Source organism: Bradyrhizobium sp. i1.15.2, from assembly GCF_040548425.1.
GTDB lineage: Bacteria > Pseudomonadota > Alphaproteobacteria > Rhizobiales > Xanthobacteraceae > Bradyrhizobium > Bradyrhizobium canariense.
Genome location: NZ_JBEPRQ010000006.1, coordinates 220,303 through 243,310 on the forward strand (window position 1 = coordinate 220,303; position 23,008 = coordinate 243,310).

Sequence of the window (23,008 nt, forward strand, 5' to 3'; positions counted from 1 at the left end):
GTTGAGAGCGATGAGTCCTATGCGTTTGGCACTCCTGGCGTCGGCATTGCTGACGTCGCTCGTAGGCGCGGCCCAACTCCAGGCCCAGGCCCAGACCACGCTTCGCATCGGCATCGGCGAAGACCCTGATATCCTCGACCCCAGCATCGGCCGTACCTATGTCGGGCGCATCGTATTCTCCGCCTTCTGCGACAAGCTGTTCGACATCGACGAGAAGCTCAACATCGTGCCGCAGCTCGCGTTGTCCCATGAGACCTCGGCCGACGGCAAGGAGATGACCATCAAGCTCCGGCCGAACGTGAAATTCCACGACGGCGAACCGCTCGACGCGGAAGCGGCAAAATTCTCGATCGAGCGTCACATGACGCTGCCGGGTTCGTTCCGCAAGTCCGAGCTCGCCAGCGTCGACCATGTCGAGGTGGTCGATCCCCTGACCATCAAGCTGGTGCTCAAGACGCCTTACTCCCCGTTGATCGCCCAGCTGACCGACCGCTCCGGCATGATGGTGTCGCCGAAGGCCGCCAAGGAGGCCGGCGACAAGTTCGGCCTGCATCCGGTCTGCGCCGGTCCCTACAAATTCGTCGAGCGCGTGCAGCAGGACCGCATGGTGTTCGAGAGATTCGCCGATTACTGGAACAAGGACAACATCCATATCGACCGCGTGGTGTTCCTGCCGATCGTGGATGCCACGGTGCGCCTTGCCAACCTGAAGTCCGGCGGGCTCGATCTGATCGAGCGCGTGCTCGCCACCGACATCAAGGACGTCCGCGCCGACCCCAAGCTCGTGCTGTCAACGGCGCCTGAGCTGGGCTATCTCGGCCTGACCATCAATATTGGCAATGACAAGGCCAAGGGGCCGCTGAGCCAATCGGCGAAAGTCCGTCAGGCGCTCGATCTGTCGATCGATCGCGAGGCGATCAACCAGGTCGTGTTCAACGGCGAGTTCACCCCCGGCAATCAATGGGTCAGCCCGACGCATCCCTATTACCAGAAGGCATTCCCCCTTCATGGTCGCGACATCGCTAAAGCGAAGGCGCTGTTGAAGGAGGCTGGCGTCAGCCTGCCCGTCACGGTCGACTACATGGTGCCGAAGGGGACCGAGTACGAGGCCGTCGCTCAGGTCGTGCAGTCCATGGCGGCCGAAGCAGGTTTCGACATCAAGGTCCGCGTCGTCGAATTCGCGACCACCTTCAAGCAGGCCCAGGCCGGCGAGTTCCAGATCTTCCAGATCAACTGGAGCGGTCGCATCGATCCCGACGGCAACTGCTATATCTTCATGCGCAGCAAGGCACCGCAGAACGATGGCGTCTATTCGAATCCGGAGGCCGACAAGCTGATGGAAGAAGGAAGGCTGACCGCCAATGTCGCGGAGCGCAAAGCGATCTACGAGAAGATGACCAAGATCCTGCTCGACGATTTGCCGATCATCTACATCTACCACCGCACGCTTCTGATTGCGCACACGACCAAGCTCCAGGGATACAGGCAGATGCCCGACGGGCTGGTGCGCGTGGTCGGGCTGAAGTTCAAGTGAGCGTGGCATCGCCCGACAACCGGCCGGCGCCATGCTGAACTTCCTCGCCCGCCGCATTGTGCAGATCGTGCCGACACTGTTCTTCGTGTCGCTGCTGATCTTCTCGCTCCAGCAATTGCTGCCGGGGGATCCCGCGCTGGTGATGGCCGGCGAGGAGCGCGATCCCGCGGCAATCGAACAGATCCGCCATCAATACCGGCTCGATCAGCCGATCCCCGTACAGTACGTCTATTGGCTTAAGGGCGTTCTATCAGGCAATTTCGGTGAATCGCTGCGCAACAAGATGCCGGTACGCGAGCTGATCGCGCAGAAGCTGCCGGTGACGCTCCAGCTCGGCTCGATGGCAATGTTGATCGCGCTCCTGATCGGCATTCCCGCCGGCATCGTCTCCGCCGTGAAAAGGGGCACCGTCTGGGACTATGGCGCCAATTTGTTCGCGCTGTGGGGCATCTCGACGCCGAATTTCTGGCTCGGCATCATGCTGATCTTCCTGTTCTCGATCGAGCTCGGCTGGCTGCCGGCGTCCGGCTACGTGCCGCTGACCGAGAACTGGCGCGCGAGCCTCGCCGCCACCATCATGCCGGCCTTCGTGCTCGGCAACGCGATTTCCGCGGTCCTGATGCGGCACACCCGGAGCGCCATGCTGCAGGTGCTGGAAAGCGACTATGTCCGCACCGCGCGCGCCAAGGGATTGTCCGAACGCTCGGTCATCCTCAAGCACGCCATGCGCAACGCACTCACGCCGATCATCACACTCGGCGCGCTCGAGCTCGGCACGCTGTTGTCGGGGGCGGTTCTGACCGAGCAGATCTTCTCCATTCCCGGCTTCGGCAAACTGATCGTGGACGCCGTATTCAACCGCGACTACGCGGTCGTACAGGGCGTCGTGCTGGTGACGGCGACGGTCTACATTACCCTCAATCTCGTTGCCGATGTCGCCTACATCCTCGTCAATCCGCGGCTGCGGGGCTAGACTCATGACCGATGCCGCCCTGCCCGCCGCCGCTCCTATCGCGCAAGCTGACGAGCTGGACAGCCCGGCGCGTCGCGCCCGGCGGCGCTTGTTCAAACGCAAGGCCGCAGTATTCGGACTTGTCATGATCACCTTGTTCGTCGGCTTCGCGCTGCTCGCGCCGTTCGTCGTGCCTTACGATCCGATCGCGACGAGCTGGGGCCTCGTCCGCAAGCCGCCCACCGCGGCACACTGGTTCGGCACCGACGAGCTCGGTCGCGACATCCTGAGCCGCGTCGTCTACGGCGCGCGCGCGTCCCTGCTCGCGGGCCTCATCTCGGTCGCGATCGCGCTGGGCGTCGGCGTTCCGCTCGGCCTGCTCGCCGGCTATCGCGGCGGCTTCCTCGATGCGCTGATCAGCCGGATGACCGACGCGATGCTGGCCTGCCCATTCCTGATCCTGGCGATCGCGCTCGCCGCATTCCTCGGTCCGAGCCTCGGCAATGCCATGATCGCGATCGGCATCTCGGCAACCCCGATCTTCATCCGCCTGACCCGCGGCCAGGTGTTGAACGTCAAGGCCGAGGACTATGTCGAGGCGGCGCGCGCGCTCGGCAACCCGCCGTGGCGGATCGCGTTTTCGCACATCCTGCCGAACATCCTGCCGGCGCTGCTGGTGCAGGCGACGCTATCGATTGCCGCCGCCATCATCGCCGAAGCCGCGCTGTCCTTCCTTGGCCTCGGCCAGCAGCCGCCGGCGCCGTCCTGGGGCAGCATGCTCAACGCAGCGCAGCGTTTCCTGACCCAGGCGCCCTGGATGGCGATCTGGCCGGGGCTTGCGATCTTCCTCGTGGTGCTGTCGCTGAACCTGCTCGGCGACGGCCTACGTGACGCGCTCGATCCAAGGCAGCGTTAGAGCGGAATGAGAATAGGTTGAATTAAGCGGCCCCGGGCTTGGTGCACCTCTCCCGCTTGCGGGAGAGGCCGGCGCAATGCGCCGGGTGAGGGCTCTCTCCTCTTGGGGGTTCTCGATTGCGGAAATACCCTCTCCCCAACCCTCCCCCGCAAGCGGGGGAGGGAGCACACCTCCCCCGTTGCAGCAAACGAGCCTGATCTCACCGGTCCTTAGTCTAGCTAGATCACGACCTCGCGCATCACACGGCGGCAATCCATCTCGTATTCGAGATCGACCACCGGCGGCCGGGCATAGTGCCAGGTCAGGCCGGACCGCAACGCCCCGCGGCGGACGAGCTCGTCGACCAGCGTGTGGTGGAAGTCGTGCACGGAATAGGCCTGCACGCCGGTCGTGTCCTTCCAACCGAAGCCGAAGGCCGTCATCCTGTTCTCCATCTGGGACGTCGTCGTGAAGCGCACCTTCTCGCGAAGGCCTTCCAAGCTGAGGTCGCGGTAGCGCACGGTGCGCTCGACATAGGTCCCACTGCCCTCGCGCGCCTCGGCGCCGCCGGAAATCACGAAGCTCGGCGTCTTCGAGCCTGTCGGCCGCGTGAAGGAGAACGCATAGAACGACGGCTTGGCCGGTGGATCGATCTCGGGACAGACATTGCTGCGCGCGACCGGATTGGTGGTGCCGTCGAAGATGCCCCATTCGGACAGCGTCTTCACATAGTGCAGGTTGAACGCGCGAAAGCCTTCCTCGCTGAAGGCCGCGGGCGAGCGCAGTTCGCAGGCGCAGAACGCCGTCAGCGGCCGCCCCGCCGCCTGAATATACTTCGCGGCAAGCGCAAACCCTTCCGCGAGCGGCACCAGCCGGTCGAAGCGGACGCGCTCGATCTCATAGCCATCGTCAGCGGCCGCACCGGCCGAGTACTGGAATACGGACGGAATGAAACGGTAGTTTCCGGCGCTAAATTCACCAACCATGTCGGACTCCTATTCCAGTTGCATGCGAATGCCCTTGTCGCCGTTAAGCAGGCGCTTCAGGTGAAAGCCGGCCAGGGAATCGTCGGCATGCATGCCGACGAGTGCGGCGAAGGCCGGCATGGCGGCGGCATCACCGGCCTCCATCTTGGCAAAAGCCTTGGAATACAGCGCCGTTTCCGGCGCAGCGAATTGGGCCGGAGCCAGCGGCTCGAACGCGCGCAACGGTTCGCTGCGTCCACGCAGCATCAGCTCGCCGACGGGACGACCTCGAAAATTCTCAGCCGTCTCGGCGATGCCGTCACTGACGCAAATCCGCGTGCCCAGATGCTTGTTCGCGGCTTCCAGCCGTGCCGCGATGTTGATGGAATCTCCATACGCGGTGTAGTCGAAAAACCGGTTGCCGCCAAAATTTCCGACCAGTGCCGGCCCGGCGTGGATGCCGATACGGGTGGTGCCGAAATTCACGCCTCTCACCTTCCAGCGCGCGGAAAAATCCTCGGCCCAGGCGTCGAGATCATGTGCGCAGGCGACCGCGCGGGTCGCATAATCGGGCTGATCGCCGGGTGCGTTGAAGAGCACCTGGATCGCATCGCCGATGATCTTGGCGACAGTCCCCTCGTGCGCGAAGACGACCTCGGTCATGCCGCCGACATACTCGTTGAGAAGCGCGCCCAGCGTCTCCGGAGGCGCACTCTCGACCAGCGAGGTGAAGCCGGTAATGTCCGTGAAGATGGTCGCGACATCGCGCCACTGCACTTCGATTCCCTCGCTCTCACCGCTGGCCGCCAGACGCTTGGCGAGCTCGGGCGAGAAATGACGCGAGAGCGCGGCATGGGCGCGCTCCGCCTCCGCCTGGCGGCCTCGCACCTCACGCAGCATTTCGATGTGGCGGATGGTCTTCTGGATCGTCATCTCGAGGTCGGCGAAGTCAATCGGTTTGGTCAGGAAGTCGAACGCACCGCGGTTCATCGCAGTGCGGATATTGCTCATGTCGCCATAGGCCGACACGATGATGGTGGACTTCTTGTCTTCGGCTTCCTGGAGTTTCGCCAGCAGCGACAGCCCGTCCATCCTGGGCATGTTGATGTCGGAGACCACCATGTCGACATGGGGGTTCTGCTCGAGCGACTGCAGCGCTTCGAGGCCGTCGCGCGCGAACATGATGGTCACCGACCCATCGCGAATCTGCCTGCGGAATTTTTGCAGGACCAACGCCTCGAGATCCGGCTCGTCGTCGACGAAGAGGATGGTCGCGGTCATGCGGCTTGCCCGAGCCTCGTGTCGATTTCCTGCCGCAGCAGCGCGAAATCGATCGGCTTGGTGAGAAGTCCGACTGCGCCGCGCTCGATAGCCTTCCGGCGCGTCTCGGCGTCGCCATAGGCGGTGATCATGATGACGGGAACGTCCGGATGCGCAAGACGCACCTTCGGCAGCATGTCGAGTCCGCTCATGCCGGGCATGTTGATGTCGGACAGGATCAGGATCAACGACGGATCGCGAACCTCGGCAGCGAGCTTCAGCGCATCGGGCGCGGACGGCGCGAATTCCATCTGGAAGCGGCCGGCGCGCAAATCGCGCCGGAACTGCTGCCGGAACAGCGCCTCGACGTCGGGCTCGTCATCGACGACCAGGATGTAAACGTTCAAGTCTTGCCTCCGGAAGTGTCGCCCGCCGCCATCATGCGCGGCAGGGTGATGATGAACTCGGTGAATACGCCGGGCTCGGTGTTCACGTCGATCGTGCCGCCGTGCTGATTCACGACGATGTCATGGCTCATGGAAAGGCCAAGGCCGGTGCCCTCGCCGGCCGGCTTGGTGGTGAAGAAGGGATTGAACATCTTCTCCTTCACATCGGAAGGGATCCCGGTGCCGTTGTCGCGAATGCGGATCTCGACCCTCTCGCCGAGAGTTTTGGTAGCCGCGCGTAGCGTGGGCTCGAAGGCGCCTGCGTCGCTCTCCTTGCGCTTGGCGGTGGCGTAGAAGCCGTTCGAGATCAGATTGAGGAAGACGCGCGTGATTTCCTGCGGATAGATATCGACCATGCCTGCGGCGGGGTCGAAGCCGCGCTCGATCGTGACATTGAAGCCGGGCCGTTCGGCACGTGCGCCGTGATAGGCGAGATTAAGGCTCTCCTCCAGGATCGCATTGATATCGCTGGGGCGATGCTCGCCGGAGCCCTCGCGCGAATGCAGCAGCATGTTCCTGACGATGGAATCGGCGCGCTTGCCATGCTGCACCACTTTTTCGAGGTTGCTCTTGAGCATGCCGGTCAGCTCCTCGACCTCCTCCTTCGTCTTGCCGTCGAGCGAGGCCGCTTGCAAGGCCTCGTTGAGCTCGTCGATCAGCTCGGTCGACACCGCCGAGAAATTGTTGACGAAATTGAGCGGGTTCTTGATCTCGTGCGCGATCCCCGCCGTGAGCTGGCCGAGGGACGCGAGCTTCTCGGTCTGGATCAGGCGGTCCTGCGCGGTACGAAGATCGTCGAGGGATTGCGACAGCTCCGTCGTACGCTTGCGCAACTCGTTCAGAAGCCGCGTATTCTCGATTGCGATGACGGCTTGCTTCGTGAAGTTCTCAACCAACGCGATTTGCTTGTCGGTGAACGGCCGGACCTCTTTGCGATAGACCGCGACGGTTCCGATCAGCTCGCTGTCCCTCATCATGGGCACGATGACGATCGTGCGGGCGCCGGCGACGTCGGAGATTCCACGAATGGTCGGCCCCCCGGCAAGATACGCCGGAGTTTGTTGCACATCGTGCACGTGAACAACCTGACGTGTCCTGACGACCTCAGCAAGCGCGCTCTCCGGATGCGGACGGATTGCCATATCTTTCCGCGAAGCCGCGAACGCGGGCGGCACATTGTAATCCGCAGCAATCGTGAAACTCTCGCCGTCCCACAAATTCATCACGCCGAAACTCGCGCCACAGACGCGTGTGGCATTCTCGAGCATCTTGTGGAACACCGGCGCGAGTTCGCCCGGAGACGAGCTGATGACCTGCAACACTTCCGACGTAGCCGTTTGTTGCTCGAGCGACTCGGTCAACTCGGCCGTTCTCACCTCGACCTTCTTCTCCAGGTCCGCATAGGATTCCTGCAGACGCTCGCCCATGTCGTTGAACTGGTCCGCGAGCCCCTCCAGCTCGTCTCCGGTTCGGATCGAGATGCGCTGGGAGAAATCGCCGCTGCCGATGCGCTCGGCGCCGCGCCGCAGCGCCTGGATCGGCCCGACCATGCGGCGCGCCAGGAATATCCCGGCAAGCACCGCGAAGATCGACGCCGCGAGCAGCACGAATGCAAGCCGTTCCAACGCGGCATAGAGCGCCGCATAGGCTTCCTCGACCGGGAGCTCGACGAACATGGTCCAGTGCAGCGGCGCAATCGGCGCCGACGCGGTCAGCACCTTCTGTCCTTGGAGATTGCGCGCTTCGGAAAGCGCGTCGAATGCGGCGCTGCCTCCGAGAAGCGCGGCACGCACCTGGGTGAGACCTGACATGTCGGTGTTGCGCAGGACCAGGCTGATATCGGGGTGCGCGATCAGGCGTCCCTCCGGACCGACCACGTAGGCGTGTCCGTGCTCGCCGACCTTGATCTGGGATACCACGTCCCAGATCAGCTTGAGATTGACCTCCGCGATACTGACGCCGGCATCCTTGCGCGACCCGGCCTGCGCCAGGGTCATGTACGGCTCGGATTCCCTGCGGAAATAGACCGGACCGTAAAAAACCTTGTGCGCGACCGCCTCGGTGAACTTCGGATCGTCCGACAGGTCGATGCCGCTGTCGATCGCGTCCATGGCGAGCCGCGAGACCCGCAGCCGCTCCCTGCCGGTCGCATCGACCTGGGCGAGCTCGGTAACCGCGGGGACCTGGCGCAGCAGCCGCAGCGCATCGAAGCGGCGCTGCTCGATCGAACCCGCCGACCAGGGCAGCTGCGTGGTCCAGCCGAGCTGGCTCTCGATCTCCTTGACGAACTGACCAATCTTGGCCGCGGCTGCCTCGGCCTGTTCATGCTGGACCCGGATCAGCGCGGCCTTGTGCTCGCGATAATAGAAGAGGACCTCGAACAGCCCGTTGGCCAGCAGCGCGATCGCGACGACAGCCACGAACAGCGCCACATATTTCGTGAAGAGCCGGCTCCTGATCCCCTGCCCTGGCGTCGTGCCCGACGCGACGGCAACCGGCGCCGCGCTTGGCAGCGTCCTGGCTTGCGGGGTGTCAGGGTGGAGGGAAAGGCTCATCCCGCCGAACCTAGCAAGAAGACGGGACCTTGTCTCTCGCGAGCGGGGAAAAGCTAGCCGAAGCAACCGGGGCAATAGAAAAAGGGCGGCAACGGATTAGCCGCTGCCGCCCTCGGGTTGGCTTACCTGCGGCCTCAGGTCGGCCGTAGCGCCTTGGAGCCAAGGTCGAGATCGTTGACCTGTTTGTTCCGCTCGGAATCGGCCGCCGCGCGATGGTCGGTCGCCAGCACCACGTAGACCGCCGGCAGCACGAACAGCGTGAACAGCGTGCCGATCGACATTCCGGCGACGACCACCAGACCGATCGAGAAGCGGCTCGCCGCGCCTGCGCCGGTCGCGGTCAGGAGCGGGATAAGGCCCGTCACCATCGCGGCCGTGGTCATCAGGATCGGCCTCAGACGAATGCGGGCCGACATTTCGATGGCGGAGCGGCGATCGAGCCGTTCGTTGATCTGGAGCTCGTTGGCGAACTCCACCATCAGGATGCCGTGCTTGGTGATCAGGCCCACCAAGGTCAGAAGGCCGACTTGGGTGTAGATGTTCATGGTCGCCACGCCGAAGAACAGCGGGATCAGCGCGCCAACGATCGCCATTGGCACCGAAATCATGATGACCAGCGGATCGCGCAAGCTCTCGAACTGCGCCGCCAGCACCAGGAAGATGATGATCAGCGCGAAGCCGAAGGTGATCGCGAGCTGGTTGCCTTCCTGCACATATTGCCTGCTGTCCGCGAGATAATCATGGCTGAAACCTTGCGGCAGGTTTTTGGCCTCGCTCTCGAGGAAGTCCACCGCCGCACCGACGGTCACGCCGGGCATCGGTACCGCTGAGAAGGTCGCCGAATTGAGCTGATTGTAATGTGTCAGCGAATTCGGCTCGGTCTTGGTCTCGATCGACACCACCGTCGACAGCGGAAGCTGCTGGCCGGTGTTGGTCGTCACGTAGTAGCCGGCGAGCGATTCCGGCGAGAGCCGCTGACCGCGCGGCACCTGCGGGATGACTTGATAGGAACGGCCCTCGAGGTTGAAGCGATTGATGTAGTTGCCGCCGAGCAGCACGGCGAGCGTGCTGCCGAGGTTCTGCATGTTGACGCCGAGATCCTGCGCCTTGGTGCGGTTGATCGTCACCTTCACGTTCGGCTGGTTGTAGGCAAGATCGCTGTCGGAAACGATGAACATTCCGCTCTTGCGGGCGGCAGCCTTCAGCTTCTCCATCTGTTCGTAGACAGTCTGGAAGCTGGCGGTGGAGTTGATCACCATCTGCACCGGCAGGCCGCCGGGGCCGCCCGGCAGCGGCGGCAGGTTGAACGCGAACGCCTGCACGCCCTCAATCTTGGAAAGCTCGGCCTGCACCAGCGACTTCAGCTGGATCGACGAACGCTTGCGGTCCTCCCACGGCTTCAGCAGCATGCCGGCGATACCGCCCTGCGGGCCGTTGATGCCGTTCAGCACGAAGCGCAGATCGGTCTCGGGGAATTTCTGGAATTCCTTGTCGAGCTTCTCGCCGTAAAAGTCGACGTAGTCGATGTTGGCGTATTTCGGCGCCTTGGTCACCGCGAACACGATGCCCTGGTCTTCTTCGGGCGCCAGCTCCTTCGACGTGTGCATGTAGAGGAAGCCGACGAGCCCGAGGATGGTCACCGCAAACAGGCCGGTGATGGCCTTGTAGTCGAGCGAGCGGTCGAGCCTGCGCCCATACCACCGCGTCAGCGCGCCAAACACCTTGTTGACCGCCTTGGCGAAGCGACCCTCTTCGGTGTTCTTCAGCAGCACCGAGCACATCATCGGCGACAGCGTCAGCGCGATCACGCCGGATACGATCACCGAGCCCGCAAGCGTGAAGGCGAATTCGCGGAATAGCGAGCCGGTCAGGCCGCCGAGGAAACCGATCGGCGCGTACACGGCGGCGAGCGTGATGGTCATCGAGACGACGGGACCCACGATTTCGCGCGCGCCTTCCAGCGATGCCTGGACTGGCGTTTTCCCTTCCTCCAGATGGCGATGGATGTTTTCGACCACGACGATGGCGTCGTCGACCACGAGTCCGATCGCGAGCACCATCGCAAGCAGGGTCAACAGGTTGAAGCTGAAGCCCAGCGCCAGCATCAGCGTGCAGACGCCGATCATCGACAGCGGGATGGTGACGACTGGAATGATCACCGAACGGAACGACGCCAGGAACAGGAAGATCACCACGATCACGATGATCACGGCTTCACCCAGCGTCTTCTCGACCTCGTCAATCGAGGATTGGATGAACTTGGTCGAATCGTAGGCGACCTTCATCTTCATCGAGGGCGGCAGATTGCGCTCCAGCTCGGGGAACAGCGCCCGCACGCCTTTGACCAGCGTCAACGGGTTGCCCTGCGGCGTTGCCTGCACACCGATGAAGATGGCGTGCTCGCCGTTGAAGGCGACGCTCGCGTCCGTGCTCTGGGCCGCAAGTTCGACGGTGGCGATGTCCTCCATCCGCACGAAGCCGCCGTCCTTGGCCTTGACGATCATCTTCTTGAACTGGTTGACGTCGGTCAGGCCCGTATTCGTCGATACGTTCGAGACGATGAGATAGCCCTTGGTTTGCCCCGCCGCTGACTGGAAGTTGTTGGCGGTGATCGCGGTCGCGACATCTGCGGGCGACACGTTGCGGCCCGCCATCTTCAGGGGATCAAGCCACAGCCGCATCGCAAAGGTCTGGCCGCCGAGAATGTCGGCGGAGGCCACGCCATCGACGGTCGACAGCACCGGTTGCACAACGCGCGTCAGATAGTCCGAGATCGCCGAGCCCGACAGCTCTTCGGAGGAGAACCCGAGATACATCACGGCCGTGGTCTGGCCCGTGGTCTTGGTGACGATCGGGTCGTTGGATTCCTTCGGGATCAAATATTTGACCGAGTTCGTCTTGGCCAGAACCTCGGTCAGCGCCTGGTTCGGATCGAAGTTCAGCTTGATGTAGACTTGGATCGTCGAGGTGCCGAGCACCGAGGACGAGGTGATGTAGTCGACACCTTCGGCGGAAGCGACCGCCTGCTCGATCGGCGTGGTGATGAAGCCCTGGATCAGGTCCGCGGACGCGCCCGGATAGACGGTCGTGATGTTGATGACCGTGTTCGACAGCTTCGGATATTGCCGGATCGGCAGCGTCGTCGCCGCGCGCAAACCGATCAGCAGGATCAGCAGGCTGACGACGACCGACAGGACCGGGCGTTTGATGAAAATATCAGTAAAGCGCATCGCGGCGATCTCGATTTCTTTGACTTGCAAAACGCATGACCCGGCCGTGCCGGATCATGCTGCAACGTGTACGATGTCAGTAGCGCGGTGGCTGCGCCGGGATCTGCGGAGCCGGGTCGGTCGAAATCGACACCGCCGCGCCCGATTGCAGCTTGAGTTGGCCGACGGCGACGACCTTGTCGCCCGGCTTCACGCCCTTGACGATTTCGACGCGGCCTTCGACCCGGCTGCCGGTCTGCACGAAAGTGCGCACCGCGCTCAGGCTGGTCTTGCCGTCGGCTTCCTTCTTCTCGGTGATCACGAACACCGAGTCGCCGTACAGCGTGTAGTCGACCGCCGTCTCCGGCACGGTGACCACGGCCGGCTTGTCCGGCAGCACCACGGTGGTGGTCACGAACATGCCGGGCTTCAGGATCTTCTCCGGATTGGAGATGGTCGCCTGCACGCGGATGTTGCGGGTGTCACTCGATATCTGCGGTTCGATCGTCGTGATCTTGGCGTCGAAGGTGCGGCCCGGATAGGCGTCGACCTTCAGCCGAACCGGCTGACCGACCTTGAGATTGCCCGAGTCCTTTTCCGTCACCGTGAAGTTGGCCCACAGCTCCGACAGATCCGTCAGCGAAACGATGGCCGTGCCGGCGGTCAGATACTGGCCGACCTCGACCTTGCGAACGCCGAGATCGCCGGCGAACGGCGCGCGGACCAGCTTCTGCGAGATCAACGCTTCGGTCTTGGCAATACCCGCCAGCGCCTGATCGTACGCGGCCTGCGCGGTGTCGACGGTTGCCTGCGGGCCGAACTGGCGCGACGCCAGTTGCTTGGCGCGGTCGAGCGACAGCTGCGCGACGGTGGACTGCGCCTTGTAGTTGGCGAGGTCGCCCTGCTCCGGCGCGTCGAACATCTGCACCAGCGGCGTGCCGGCCTCGACATGCGTGCCTGGCTCGAACTTGATCTCGGTGACGCGGCCGTTGACGTCGGCGCTGACGTCGACCTGGTGCACGGCGGACAACCCACCGACCGCGGTCAGCAGGTTCGGCACCACCTCGGACTTCGCCTCGGCGGCGCTGACCGCGACCGGCGGCGGCTTGTTGTTGGCGAAGAACTGCTTGATCATCTGGCCGCGGAAATAATTGAACCAGACGAGGCCACCGACGAGCACCGCCAGAAGCGCGCCGACGATGATGAACCAGAGCACCGGCCGGACCGGACGCTTGGGAGCCTTGTTGTCGATCGGTTCGCCCGAAATCTTGTGTTCGGTGACGATGTTCATGTCATGCACTCTCTGCAATCGCCGTCTTGCCCACACAACCGGCCTGATCGCGGCCCAAATGCGAAACAATTGCGGCGTCGTTAAGTCCGATACCCCTCAGGAGAAACTCACACAGCTGCCGCTCGAGGTCGTTCGCCTTGCCGTAAGCGAGACACGGCGTGGCCGGCAGCCTGGTCAGCGCAGCCGTCATCACGGTGTGATGCGCAAACCAGAACAGGTTGAGCGGTTCGCCGTTGTATGGCCGCGCGTCCCTCGCGGCAACCGCACGCTTGAGCGAGGCGACGAAGGCCGCCCCGATCAGCGTCTCGATCTTGGCATATAGCAAACGAGCGAATTCGCCATCATCCAAATGACTCGTGGCCATCAATCGCAGGCGCTGGGCCTCTTCCTGGTCGGGCCCATCGGCGATGTGCATGAAATGCCCGACCATGCCGCGGATCACTTCGACCAACGTGGCCGTCGACGGCTCACGTTCGAGCAGCTCCATGAGCGCCGGGTCCGCCTCGCATTCGTCGCTGAGGATTTCGGCGTAAAGCGCGGCCTTGGACGGGAAATGCTTGAACAGCAGCGCCTCGGAAATGGCAGCGGCGGCCGCCACGCTCTTGGTCGTGGTGCCGGTATAGCCGTGTCGGGCAAAGCAACGCTTTGCGGCGCCGAGGATCAATTGACGCCTCAGGTCGCTCGTCATACGCAATGAGCTCATGCTAGTGAGTAAGCACTCACCCACGCAAAAGTCAAGCACTATGCTGCATCGCAACCTGAGTGCGTTGTAATTCCAGTGGAAATTGACCTCGCCCACACGGTCCCCGTGCAGGACGGGAGCGCCTAGATTGGCCGGAAACCGAGGTCGCCGCGAATCCGGTTGAGAATGTAAGTCCCATCCCGGCTCGGCAAAATCCGCTCCAGATTGGCGCTGTCGATCTTCACGTTGGCAAAGCGCGGCCCGGCGGTGACGTCGTGGACGGCTTTCGCGAAAGCCTCGACCCCGACCATGGTCGTCACGGACCGGCTATCCCCGATGCCGCAGGCCTTGGCGACGCCGACGAGGTCGGCGGCCGCGGCGGTGTGGCTGGTCTGACCGCCGGTCTCGCCATAGGCTTCATTGTCGAGCACCGCGATCGAGAGGTTGGACGGCTTCTGGAGGCCGATGGTGGCAAGGCTGCCCATGCCCATCAGCATCTCGCCGTCGCCCGTGATGACCAGCACCGGCAACTTTGGCTGCGCCAGAGCGAGGCCCAACCCGATCATCGCCGCCCCGCCCATGCCGCCCCAGAGGTAGAAATTCCGGGCATGGTCGCCGGCCGCGAACATGTCGTTGGTGGAGGCGCCGAGACCGCCGATCGCAACCACATCCTTGCGGTCCGCGAGAAGCGTGGACACCACCTGACGGCGGTCGAGGAGATTGGCCTTGCTCATTTGGTGAAAACCTTGGCGCCGATCAGGCGCTGCGACAGCAGGACGGCGGTGGGCGTGAGGGCGTTATAGGCCTGCGCGGCCGCCGCCTCGAGCACGGCCGGCACCTCGGCTGCGGTCGAAGCCCGCAGCACCTTGACACCCGAGAGCTCGAACACGCCCTGCGTGGTCGATCCCATCGGCACCTGCCACGGATTGAACTCGCCCCACTCGCCTCGCATGGTCACCAGCGTGAGGAAGGGAAAGCGCAGGATCGGGATTAGCGACAGCATGTTGATGCAATTGCCGACCCCGCTCGACTGCATCAGCAGCACGCCGCGCTGTCCGCCGGTCCAGGCGCCGGCGAGAAGCGCCACGCCCTCCTCCTCCGTCGTCAGCGGAATGCCGCGCATCGTCGACGAGGCCAGCACGCGCTGGATCAGCTTTGAATGGCCGGCGTCGGGCACGTAGGGCACCTGCCGGACGTCGAAGCGTTGCAAGGTCGTGAAGATATCGTCGGTCCACTGAGTGCCGGACTCGGCGGCGGTGTCGGCAGCGTCAGCACGGGCGTGCATTTTCCTGTCTGGTCGGCTTGCAAATCGCGGTTCGACTGTAGACGGTGAACCGAGCCTCTCAAAAGAGCGAATACAGCATATCGGACTCAACCGGCGAGTATGGCGGCATGAACGCAAGTGCGAACGAACTGGCGGCCAGTTTCGATCTGGAGAAGCTGACGGCGGAATTCTACGACAATCCCTACCCGACCTATCGTGCACTGCGGGAGAACGAGCCGGTCAAGCGCCTGCGCAACGGCACCGTGTTCCTGACCCGCTATGACGATCTCGTCACGACCTACAAGAACACAAAATCGTTCAGCTCGGACAAGAAGCGCGAGTTCGCGCCGAAATACGGCGACACCCCGCTCTACGAGCACCACACCACGAGCCTCGTCTTCAACGATCCGCCGGCGCATACCCGCGTGCGGCGCCTGATCATGGGCGCGCTGTCGCCGCGCGCAATCGCCGGGATGGAGCCTGATATCATCAAGCTGGTCGACGGTCTGCTCGATGCCATCGCCACCAAGGGCAGCTGCGAGCTGATCGAGGACTTCGCCGCCTCGATCCCCATCGAGGTGATCGGCAATCTGCTCGACGTGCCCCATGACGAGCGCGCGCCGCTGCGCGACTGGTCGCTGGCAATCCTCGGTGCCCTCGAACCAGTGGTGTCACCTGAAGTCGCTGCCCGCGGCAACAAGGCGGTGACGGATTTCCTCGGCTACCTCCGAACGCTGGTCGCACGCCGACGAGCGAAGCCTGGCAACCCCGAACGCGACGTGCTGACGCGCCTGATACAGGGCGAGGAGAACGGCGAGCGGCTGACCGAGAAGGAGCTGCTGCACAACTGCATCTTCCTGCTCAATGCCGGCCACGAGACCACCACCAATTTGATCGGCAACGGCCTCGTGGCGCTCGACCGCAATCCGGATCAGAAGCGGCGGCTGATCGACCACCCCGACCTCATCAAAACTGCGGTCGAAGAGACGCTGCGCTACGAGAGCTCGAACCAGCTCGGCAACCGCATGACCACGGAGCGGGTCGAGCTCGGCGGCGTCATGCTCGATGCCGGCACGTCGATCACGCTGTGCATCGGAGCTGCCAACCGCGATCCGGCGCAGTTTCCCGACCCCGAGAGATTCGACATCGCGCGCACGCCGAACCGGCATCTCGCCTTCGCCACCGGTGCGCATCAATGCGCCGGCATGGCGCTGGCGCGGCTGGAAGGCGCCATCGCGGTCTCACGCTTCTTGGCGCGCTTCCCGAACTATGCCGTGAGCGGACAGCCGGTTAGGGGTGGACGGGTGCGGTTCCGCGGGTTCTTGAGCGTGCCGTGCGCAATCGGCTGAGGCCGGAAACAAAAGATGTCGAAAACAACCCCATGCACAGTAGAGGGCCGTCGGCGGAAGATTGCCTTATGGATCCGCATAACCATTTGACAAGGGGAGGCAAATCGACGGGAGCGCGCGCCTCGCCAACGGCCAATGCCGAAGCAGCAATGGAGTGACGAAGATGAGCTCCTCGGTCATCGATTTCCTCGCAACCGAAGCACGCTTTGGCGCTCGCAACTACGAGCCGATCGGGGTCGTCCTGTCGCGCGGCGAAGGTGTCTGGGTGTGGGATACCGAGGGCAACCGTTATCTCGATTGCCTCTCGGCTTATTCGGCTCTCAACCAGGGCCACTGCCACCCGAAAATCCTGGCCGCGATGGTCGAACAGGCGAGCCGGCTTACATTGACCTCGCGCGCCTTTCACAACGACCAGCTCGCCCCGTTCTACGAAGAGATCGCGGCGTTGACCGGCTCGCACAAGGTGCTGCCGATGAACAGCGGCGCCGAGGCGGTCGAAAGCGCGATCAAGTCGGTGCGGAAATGGGGCTACGAGGTGAAAGGCGTGCCGGACGGCCAGGCCGAGATCATCGTCTGCACCAACAATTTCCACGGGCGCACGCTGGGCATCGTCGGTTTTTCAACCGAGCCCGAGACCCGCGCCCATTTTGGGCCGTTCGCGCCGGGCTTCAAGATTATCCCGTTCGGCGACGCCGCGGCGCTGGAAGAAGCGATCACGCAAAACACCGTCGCCTTTCTGGTCGAGCCGATCCAGGGCGAAGCCGGTGTCATCATTCCTCCACCCGGCTATTTCACGGGGGTGCGCAAGCTCTGCACGGCCAACAACGTCATGCTGGTGCTCGACGAGATCCAGACCGGGCTCGGCCGCACTGGCAAGCTGCTTGCCGAACAGCACGAAGGCGTCGAGGCTGACGTGACGCTGCTCGGCAAGGCCTTGTCCGGCGGCTTCTATCCGGTGTCGGCTGTGCTCTCGAACAACGACGTGCTCGGGACTTTGCGACCCGGGCAACACGGCTCAACCTTCGGCGGCAACCCGCTCGCCTGCGCGGTCGCGCGCGCGGCACTGCGCGTGCTGGTGGAAGAAGGCATGATCGAGAACGCAGCCACGCAAGGCGCGCGCTTTCTCGAAGGCTTGAAAGCCATCCGCGCCAACACGATCCGCGACGTGCGCGGCCGCGGCCTGATGCTGGCGGTCGAGCTGCATCCCGAAGCCGGCCGCGCGCGCCGCTACTGCGAGGCGCTCCAGGGCAAGGGCATCCTCGCCAAGGACACCCATGAGCACACCATCCGCATCGCCCCGCCGCTGGTGATCACCAGCGCTCAGGTCGACGGGGCACTGGAGCAGTTCGCGACGATCCTGACGCAGGATTTCTCCTAGAGCCTGCCTGCGTCGGAAGATCGCAATTGCCTGCTGCGACCAACGACGAACGATTCCGCCACCTGTGCGTTGAGAATTGTGGGCGATATCGAGCTGGGAGCGACGAGCATGCTTCCGCATGGCGTTTGCCTGACGGCCTTTTTGGTTGGTGCCTCGATGCTGGCGGCGAGCGTCAGCGCGTCCGCTCAGGGACACGGAAGGGGTGGACCACCCGGGCCGGCCGCAGCGCCGGCAGTTCGGCCAGCCGCACCACCTGCCATGGCCCGTCCGCCGGCGCCGCCGGCCATGGTGCGACCCGCCGCCCCCGCATTCCATCCACCTTCCATGCCGCAGCGACCGGCCATGGCGCCGCATCCGGCGCCGCACCTCGCCTCACCGCCCCAGCGTCCGGCCCCCCACTTCGCTGCACCGCCGCGGGCTGCCCAGCACGTGGCGGCGCCGCGACCTGAATTCCATCGGGCGCCGCCTGCACCGCAACGTCCGGCCATGGGGCCGCGGCCGACGCCGCACATCGCCGCCCCCTTGCGCCCCAGCGGACCGCCAGCCGCGCGCGAGCGGCTGTCGCGACGGGAGCAGATCGATCAACGCGCGCAACAGCATCACCTGCAGATCCAGCAGCGCCAGCAGGTGGTGCAGCAGCGGCAGCGCGAGGTGCTGTCGCGCCAGACCGCGGAGCGCCAGACCCGCATCGATCGGCTGCAGCAGCGCGTGCAGCAATTGCAGTCGCAAAAGCCTGAAGGTGCGCGGGCGCAACGCCAGCAACAACGAATGCTCCAGACGCAAAACCGCTTGCTCCAGCGTGAGCAGCGTGTGCAGCAAACCGATCTGGCGCGCCAGCAGCGGCTGGGACAGGCTCCCGCGGCAACTGCTGCAGCGGCTGCCGCAGGGCGAGCCGCCGGGCGCGGGCGATTTGCCGAGCGTTTCCGCGAGCAGGCCACTTCGCAAACCCAGGCGGCTCTCATCACCCGCCAGAGCGGCTGGGCGCCCCGGCAGGCCTGGCGCCACCGCCATCCCGCGGCCTTCGTGGCATGGCTTGGGCCGGTGTTCTGGCCCTACGCCTATTCCGACATTTTTGACTACACCTTCTGGTCCTATGCCTACGAGCCCGGCTATTGGGCGTACGCGTATGACGACTTCGTCGACACCGTGTTCTGGGGTGGTGACAGCCCCTATTCCGCCTATGCCAGCACCAACCCGTATGACTATCCGCAAGCCGGCGGAGGCTCCCGCGCTCCTCGAGGCGCCAGCGTGAGCCCCCAGACGCTGCGGCAATTGTGCGGCACACCGGACAAGGGCGTCACCGCCTGGCCGCTTGCCGATATCGCGCGGGCGGTACGGCCGACACCGGAGCAACGCACGCTGCTCGACGAGCTGAAGACCGCGGCGGCCAACGCTGCCGGTGTGTTCAAGGATTCCTGCGCAGAGACGTATGCACTGACTCCACCCGGCCGCCTGCGCGCAATGATGAACCGCATCAGCGCGACGCTGGAAGCCGTCAAGATCGTGCGGCCGGCACTGGAGAATTTTTACAACTCACTCAGTGACGAGCAGCAGGCGCGCTTCAACGCGCTCGGCCCCAATGTCGGCGAGCGCTCCCTGCCGCAGCAAGCCAGTGCCCAAACCACTGCCGACGGCTGCGGCGATCCGAAGTCCGGCTTGACCCAGTTACCGATCCAAAGGATCGAGGCAGTGCTGCACCCCGCAGGCAAGCAGAAGGAAGCGCTCGACCGCCTCAGCGAAGCGACGGCCAAGGGCGTCGATCACCTGCAGGCGGCCTGCCCGAACGATGTACCGCTGACGCCGGTCGGACGGCTGGAAGCGATGCAGCACCGGCTCGAAGCCATGCTGACGGCCGCCAAGCTGGTCGAACCGACTCTTGACGAGTTCTATGCCACGCTGAGCAGCGAGCAGAAGGCACGCTTCAACGCGCTGGAACAGGTCGCAAGCCCGTGAGGACGAGGTCGCGTTCTCTCGGCATTCTCTCGTGGCCATTTGCGCAGCAGCCGAACGACGTGGTGTGACCGCAATCGCCCTGCCCTGCTTCACAGCTCGACGAGAGCATGCGTGTCCAGGCCACTTCTCTCTGTGAGACGTGCGGTGGCGGAATGCAAACGACAGCCTTGCTCCGTCCTCACGTGGCCGAAATCGCCTTCGGTCCAGCGTCATTCGTGTTTGTGATTGATCGAGGCCGCTCTATCTCATTCGAGCTAATGGCGTTGCATTGTTGGAAGTAGGAAGACAGCTCAAGATGGGCCAGGTGATCCCAGTATTCTGCTTATGCGAGCAGCTTCCATTTATGCTGTTGTACGCGGCCTGTTGCCGGCACAGCGAACTTATCGCACGCAAGCGTCGCACCTTCTCCATTGCGAACCCTTCCTTCACGCTTGTTTGCTTACAAGCGCATTTGGGGTGTCACAGCTTCGCAGATTGAATTGACGAGTGACAGCCCGGTGTTTGACGGTCATCGATGATAGCGCAATCGTTTGACTTTTCACCGAATAGCAAGGCGAACGATGCGGGGCAGCAACAAGGGCTGCGCAGAATGACAGCCCTTCGGCCTGCGCTCTAGGCACACGTCAGCAAAGCGCGCATCGGACGATAGGTCGCCGGCGCGTTCCATTTAGGACTGAAATTATTTAGGACTGAAATTTTAATAGTGAGCGGCCCTTCCTGGATGTGGTTAGCTCGTGACCAGACCGGACCGGACAAAAAATTTGATCCCAAAACTATTTGGTCCCGGCCCATTGGACTGCAAGACCGCGTTCGTGCGGTCTTTCCTTACAACCGCAATAAAATCAGCCGCGTCCGACCACGCCGAGGCCTTTGCCAAAAGTGGCCAGCCTTGCCACGCACAATGGCCCCGACGATTGCACGTCGGGGCCATTCAAGATCGTCAGGCAGGGTACATCCGCCGTGCCTGCCGATCGTTGATGCCACCAATTACCTCATCCGATCTGGCGCAGACTGTGGCGCGGCTGCGGCATCGGGGTGGTGATATTCTGCCTGAAAGGTGAAGGCTGTCCACCTCTCGTTGGTACTACTCCCAACTAGTTCGCTGCTCTGCAGGAGTTTGTGCGGAGCACCGAGCAGAAGGCGCGCTTCAACAGGCTGCAGCAGGTAGCAAGCCCGTGAGACCAGCGTTCGTTAAAGCTACACCACCGTCTTGTGCCGCGCGATACAGGTTTGCAGCACCTCATCCATCGGTCTGCTCCACCAGTCGTTGGAGAAGATTTCGATCTCCGAATAGCTGGCAAAGCCCTGTGCTTCGACCGCTTCGCGCACCGATTTGATGTCGATCACGCCGTCGCCCATCATGCCGCGGTCGTTGAGAATGTCCCTGGTCGGCACCAGCCAGTCGCAGACATGAAACGCGAGCAGGCGATCCCGGCCCGCGCGCGCGATCTGGCCCATCAGCTCCGGATCCCACCAGATGTGATAGACGTCGAGTGCGACGCCGAGCATGCCGCTGCGATCAGGGTCGAGCCGGTCGCAGATGTCGAGCGCCTGCTTCGTGGTGTTGACGCAGGCGCGGTCCGCCGCATAGGCCGGATGCAGCGGCTCGATCGCCAGCGGCAGCTTGGCCTGTTTGGCGTAATCGAGCATTTCGGCGAGCGCTTCCTCGACCTGCGTCCGCGCGCCGGCGATGTCCTTCGACGCCTCGCTGCCCGGCCGCGAATATTGCGGCAGGCCGCCGACGACGAGAACGATGCAGGGGGCTCCCAGCGCCTTGGCTTCGTCGACGCAGCGCCGGTTGTCGTCGCGCACCTCGCTCCGGCGCGATGCGTCGGAGGTGAACATGCCGCCACGGCAATAGCCCGACAGGTCGAGACCGGCATCGCGCACCGCACGCGCGGCACGCTCGAGGCCGACGGCTGCGACCTGGTCACGCCAGGGATCGATGGCGCGGATGCCGTGCCTGGCACAGGCGTCGATGATCTCGACGAGATCAGCCTGCTTGCGGATTGTCGCCGTGTTGAGCGACAGCCAGCGATGGTCGGACGAAAAATCACGCATCAGGATTCGATTCCGCGCGTTGAGAGCACCGCCTTCATCCGCCGCGTCGCCAACTCCGGATCGGCGAGCAGCCCGGCCTTGTCGGCCAGCCGGAACAACTCGGCCAGATGCAGCGTCGAGCGCGTGCTCTCCTGCCCGCCGACCATGGTGAAGTGGTCCTGGTGACCATTGAGGTATGCCATGAACACCACGCCTGTCTTGTAGAACCGCGTCGGCGCCTTGAAGATGTGGCGCGACAGCGGCACCGTCGGCCCCAGCACGTCGTGGAAGCCCGCCTCATCACCAGCAGCCAGCCGCGACAAGGCGTAGGACGCCGCCGGCGCGATCGCATCGAAGATCCCGAGCAGCGCGTGCGAAAAGCCCTGTTCGTCGCCGGCAATCAGCTCCGCATAATTAAAATCGTCGCCGGTGTACATCTTGATGCGCTTGTCGAGACGACGGCGCATGTCGATCTCGCGCTGCTTGTCGAGCAGCGAAACCTTGACACCGTCCACCTTGGCGGCGTTGCCGTTGATGATGGCGACCGCAATATCCATTGCCTTGTCGAGATCGTTGGTGCCCCAATATCCCGTCAGCGCCGGATCGAACATGTCGCCGAGCCAGTGGATGATCACGGGCTCGCGAACCTGCGACAGCACACGGTCATAGACCTTGGCATAATCGTCGGCGTTGCGGCCCAGCTTCGCCAGCGCGCGCGACGCCATCAATATGATGCGGCCGCCGACCTTCTCGACTGCCGATATCTGCTCCTCATAGGCGCGGATCACGTCGTCGAGATTCTTGGCGTCCTCGACCGCAAGATGGTCCGTGCCCGCTCCGGAAAACACCAGCGCGTTGCGGCGCTTGGCGGCGGACACCGAGCGCGTGATCAGCTCCAGCGAGGTCGGCCAGTCCAGCCCCATGCCGCGCTGCGCGGTATCCATGGCTTCCGCCACGCCGAGACCGAGATCCCAGACGTGCTCGCGAAAGGCGATGGTCTTGTCCCAGTCGACGGCAGCGGAGAGCCACGGGTCGTTGTCGGCGAAGGGATCGATCACGGTATGGACGGCGGAGAACGCAATGCGGTTCAGCGGACCCTCGAGCTTTGCGGGAAACGTTCGCGAGGCCGCGAGCCGGTAGGTCTCGATCGAGCGATCGGCCTTCGGCAGTTTGAGCGACAACGACAACATCGGCTGGACGGGCTTGTTCATGATTTCAGACCTCTCCCCGTCATT

At 63.7% G+C, this 23,008-nt stretch carries 17 protein-coding genes; 6 read left to right on the forward strand and 11 right to left on the reverse strand.

The features are described 5' to 3' along the window. Window positions 1-10 precede the first annotated feature (10 nt). Genes ABIB80_RS14235 through ABIB80_RS14245 form a run of 3 tightly spaced genes read left to right on the forward strand, consistent with a single transcriptional unit; the run spans window position 11 to window position 3,402 of the window. Window positions 11-1,534, forward strand: coding sequence for an ABC transporter substrate-binding protein (locus tag ABIB80_RS14235; protein WP_354127726.1), 1,524 nt, complete (start codon window positions 11-13; stop codon window positions 1,532-1,534). Window positions 1,535-1,565: 31 nt separating this feature from the next. After that, window positions 1,566-2,507 carry an ABC transporter permease gene (locus ABIB80_RS14240; protein ID WP_007593862.1) on the forward strand — a complete coding sequence of 314 codons (942 nt, stop codon included), beginning with the start codon at window positions 1,566-1,568 and terminating at the stop codon, window positions 2,505-2,507. Between the two features lie 4 nt (window positions 2,508-2,511). Beyond that, the gene (locus tag ABIB80_RS14245; protein ID WP_354127727.1) at window positions 2,512-3,402 is read left to right on the forward strand and encodes an ABC transporter permease; all 891 of its coding nucleotides are present in this window, start codon (window positions 2,512-2,514) and stop codon (window positions 3,400-3,402) included. 218 nt (window positions 3,403-3,620) lie between these two features. Here ABIB80_RS14245 and cnbZ read toward each other — a convergent pair whose 3' ends face one another. The 9 genes from cnbZ to ABIB80_RS14290 form a co-directional block, all read right to left on the reverse strand. Beyond that, window positions 3,621-4,367, reverse strand: coding sequence for a 2-amino-5-chloromuconate deaminase CnbZ (gene cnbZ, locus ABIB80_RS14250; RefSeq protein ID WP_219682703.1), 747 nt, complete (start codon window positions 4,365-4,367; stop codon window positions 3,621-3,623). 9 nt (window positions 4,368-4,376) lie between these two features. Continuing rightward, a complete protein-coding gene (locus ABIB80_RS14255) occupies window positions 4,377-5,627 on the reverse strand; it encodes an adenylate/guanylate cyclase domain-containing protein (protein ID WP_007593875.1) in 1,251 nt (416 codons plus the stop codon). Continuing rightward, complete coding sequence (locus tag ABIB80_RS14260) at window positions 5,624-6,013, reverse strand: response regulator (protein WP_007593876.1); 390 nt, start codon at window positions 6,011-6,013, stop codon at window positions 5,624-5,626. Before ABIB80_RS14260 ends, ABIB80_RS14255 begins: the two co-directional genes overlap by 4 nt. Then, entirely contained in the window at window positions 6,010-8,607 is a 2,598-nt protein-coding gene (locus ABIB80_RS14265) for an ATP-binding protein (RefSeq protein ID WP_219682705.1), read from the reverse strand. Before ABIB80_RS14265 ends, ABIB80_RS14260 begins: the two co-directional genes overlap by 4 nt. 134 nt (window positions 8,608-8,741) lie before the next feature. Then, entirely contained in the window at window positions 8,742-11,837 is a 3,096-nt protein-coding gene (locus ABIB80_RS14270; RefSeq protein WP_007593878.1) for a MexW/MexI family multidrug efflux RND transporter permease subunit, read from the reverse strand. A 76-nt stretch (window positions 11,838-11,913) separates the two neighbouring features. Beyond that, window positions 11,914-13,107, reverse strand: a complete 1,194-nt coding sequence (locus ABIB80_RS14275) for an efflux RND transporter periplasmic adaptor subunit (RefSeq protein WP_007593881.1) — start codon at window positions 13,105-13,107, stop codon at window positions 11,914-11,916. 1 nt (window position 13,108) lies between these two features. Then, window positions 13,109-13,810: a TetR/AcrR family transcriptional regulator gene (locus ABIB80_RS14280; RefSeq protein WP_007593882.1), complete on the reverse strand. Its 702-nt coding sequence runs from the start codon at window positions 13,808-13,810 to the stop codon at window positions 13,109-13,111. A 122-nt stretch (window positions 13,811-13,932) separates the two neighbouring features. Next, window positions 13,933-14,523, reverse strand: coding sequence for a thiamine pyrophosphate-dependent enzyme (locus tag ABIB80_RS14285; protein WP_354127728.1), 591 nt, complete (start codon window positions 14,521-14,523; stop codon window positions 13,933-13,935). Further along, the gene (locus ABIB80_RS14290) at window positions 14,520-15,074 is read right to left on the reverse strand and encodes a phosphonopyruvate decarboxylase (RefSeq protein ID WP_354127729.1); all 555 of its coding nucleotides are present in this window, start codon (window positions 15,072-15,074) and stop codon (window positions 14,520-14,522) included. Before ABIB80_RS14290 ends, ABIB80_RS14285 begins: the two co-directional genes overlap by 4 nt. Window positions 15,075-15,181: 107 nt before the next feature. Here ABIB80_RS14290 and ABIB80_RS14295 point away from each other — a divergent pair, with 107 nt between their 5' ends. From ABIB80_RS14295 to ABIB80_RS14305, 3 genes are all read left to right on the forward strand, one after another. After that, window positions 15,182-16,402 (forward strand): cytochrome P450, encoded by a 1,221-nt coding sequence (locus ABIB80_RS14295; protein ID WP_007593886.1) that lies wholly within the window; start codon window positions 15,182-15,184, stop codon window positions 16,400-16,402. 163 nt (window positions 16,403-16,565) lie between these two features. After that, entirely contained in the window at window positions 16,566-17,780 is a 1,215-nt protein-coding gene (rocD, locus tag ABIB80_RS14300; RefSeq protein ID WP_007593888.1) for an ornithine--oxo-acid transaminase, read from the forward strand. A gap of 342 nt (window positions 17,781-18,122) precedes the next feature. After that, the gene (locus ABIB80_RS14305; RefSeq protein ID WP_354127730.1) at window positions 18,123-19,733 is read left to right on the forward strand and encodes a Spy/CpxP family protein refolding chaperone; all 1,611 of its coding nucleotides are present in this window, start codon (window positions 18,123-18,125) and stop codon (window positions 19,731-19,733) included. 1,197 nt (window positions 19,734-20,930) lie between these two features. On the opposite strand, the gene ABIB80_RS14310 is transcribed toward ABIB80_RS14305, so the two are convergent. Then, entirely contained in the window at window positions 20,931-21,794 is an 864-nt protein-coding gene (locus ABIB80_RS14310) for a sugar phosphate isomerase/epimerase family protein (RefSeq protein ID WP_354127731.1), read from the reverse strand. Continuing rightward, entirely contained in the window at window positions 21,794-22,984 is a 1,191-nt protein-coding gene (locus ABIB80_RS14315; RefSeq protein ID WP_354127732.1) for a dihydrodipicolinate synthase family protein, read from the reverse strand. Before ABIB80_RS14315 ends, ABIB80_RS14310 begins: the two co-directional genes overlap by 1 nt. Between the last annotated feature and the right edge of the window lie 24 nt (window positions 22,985-23,008).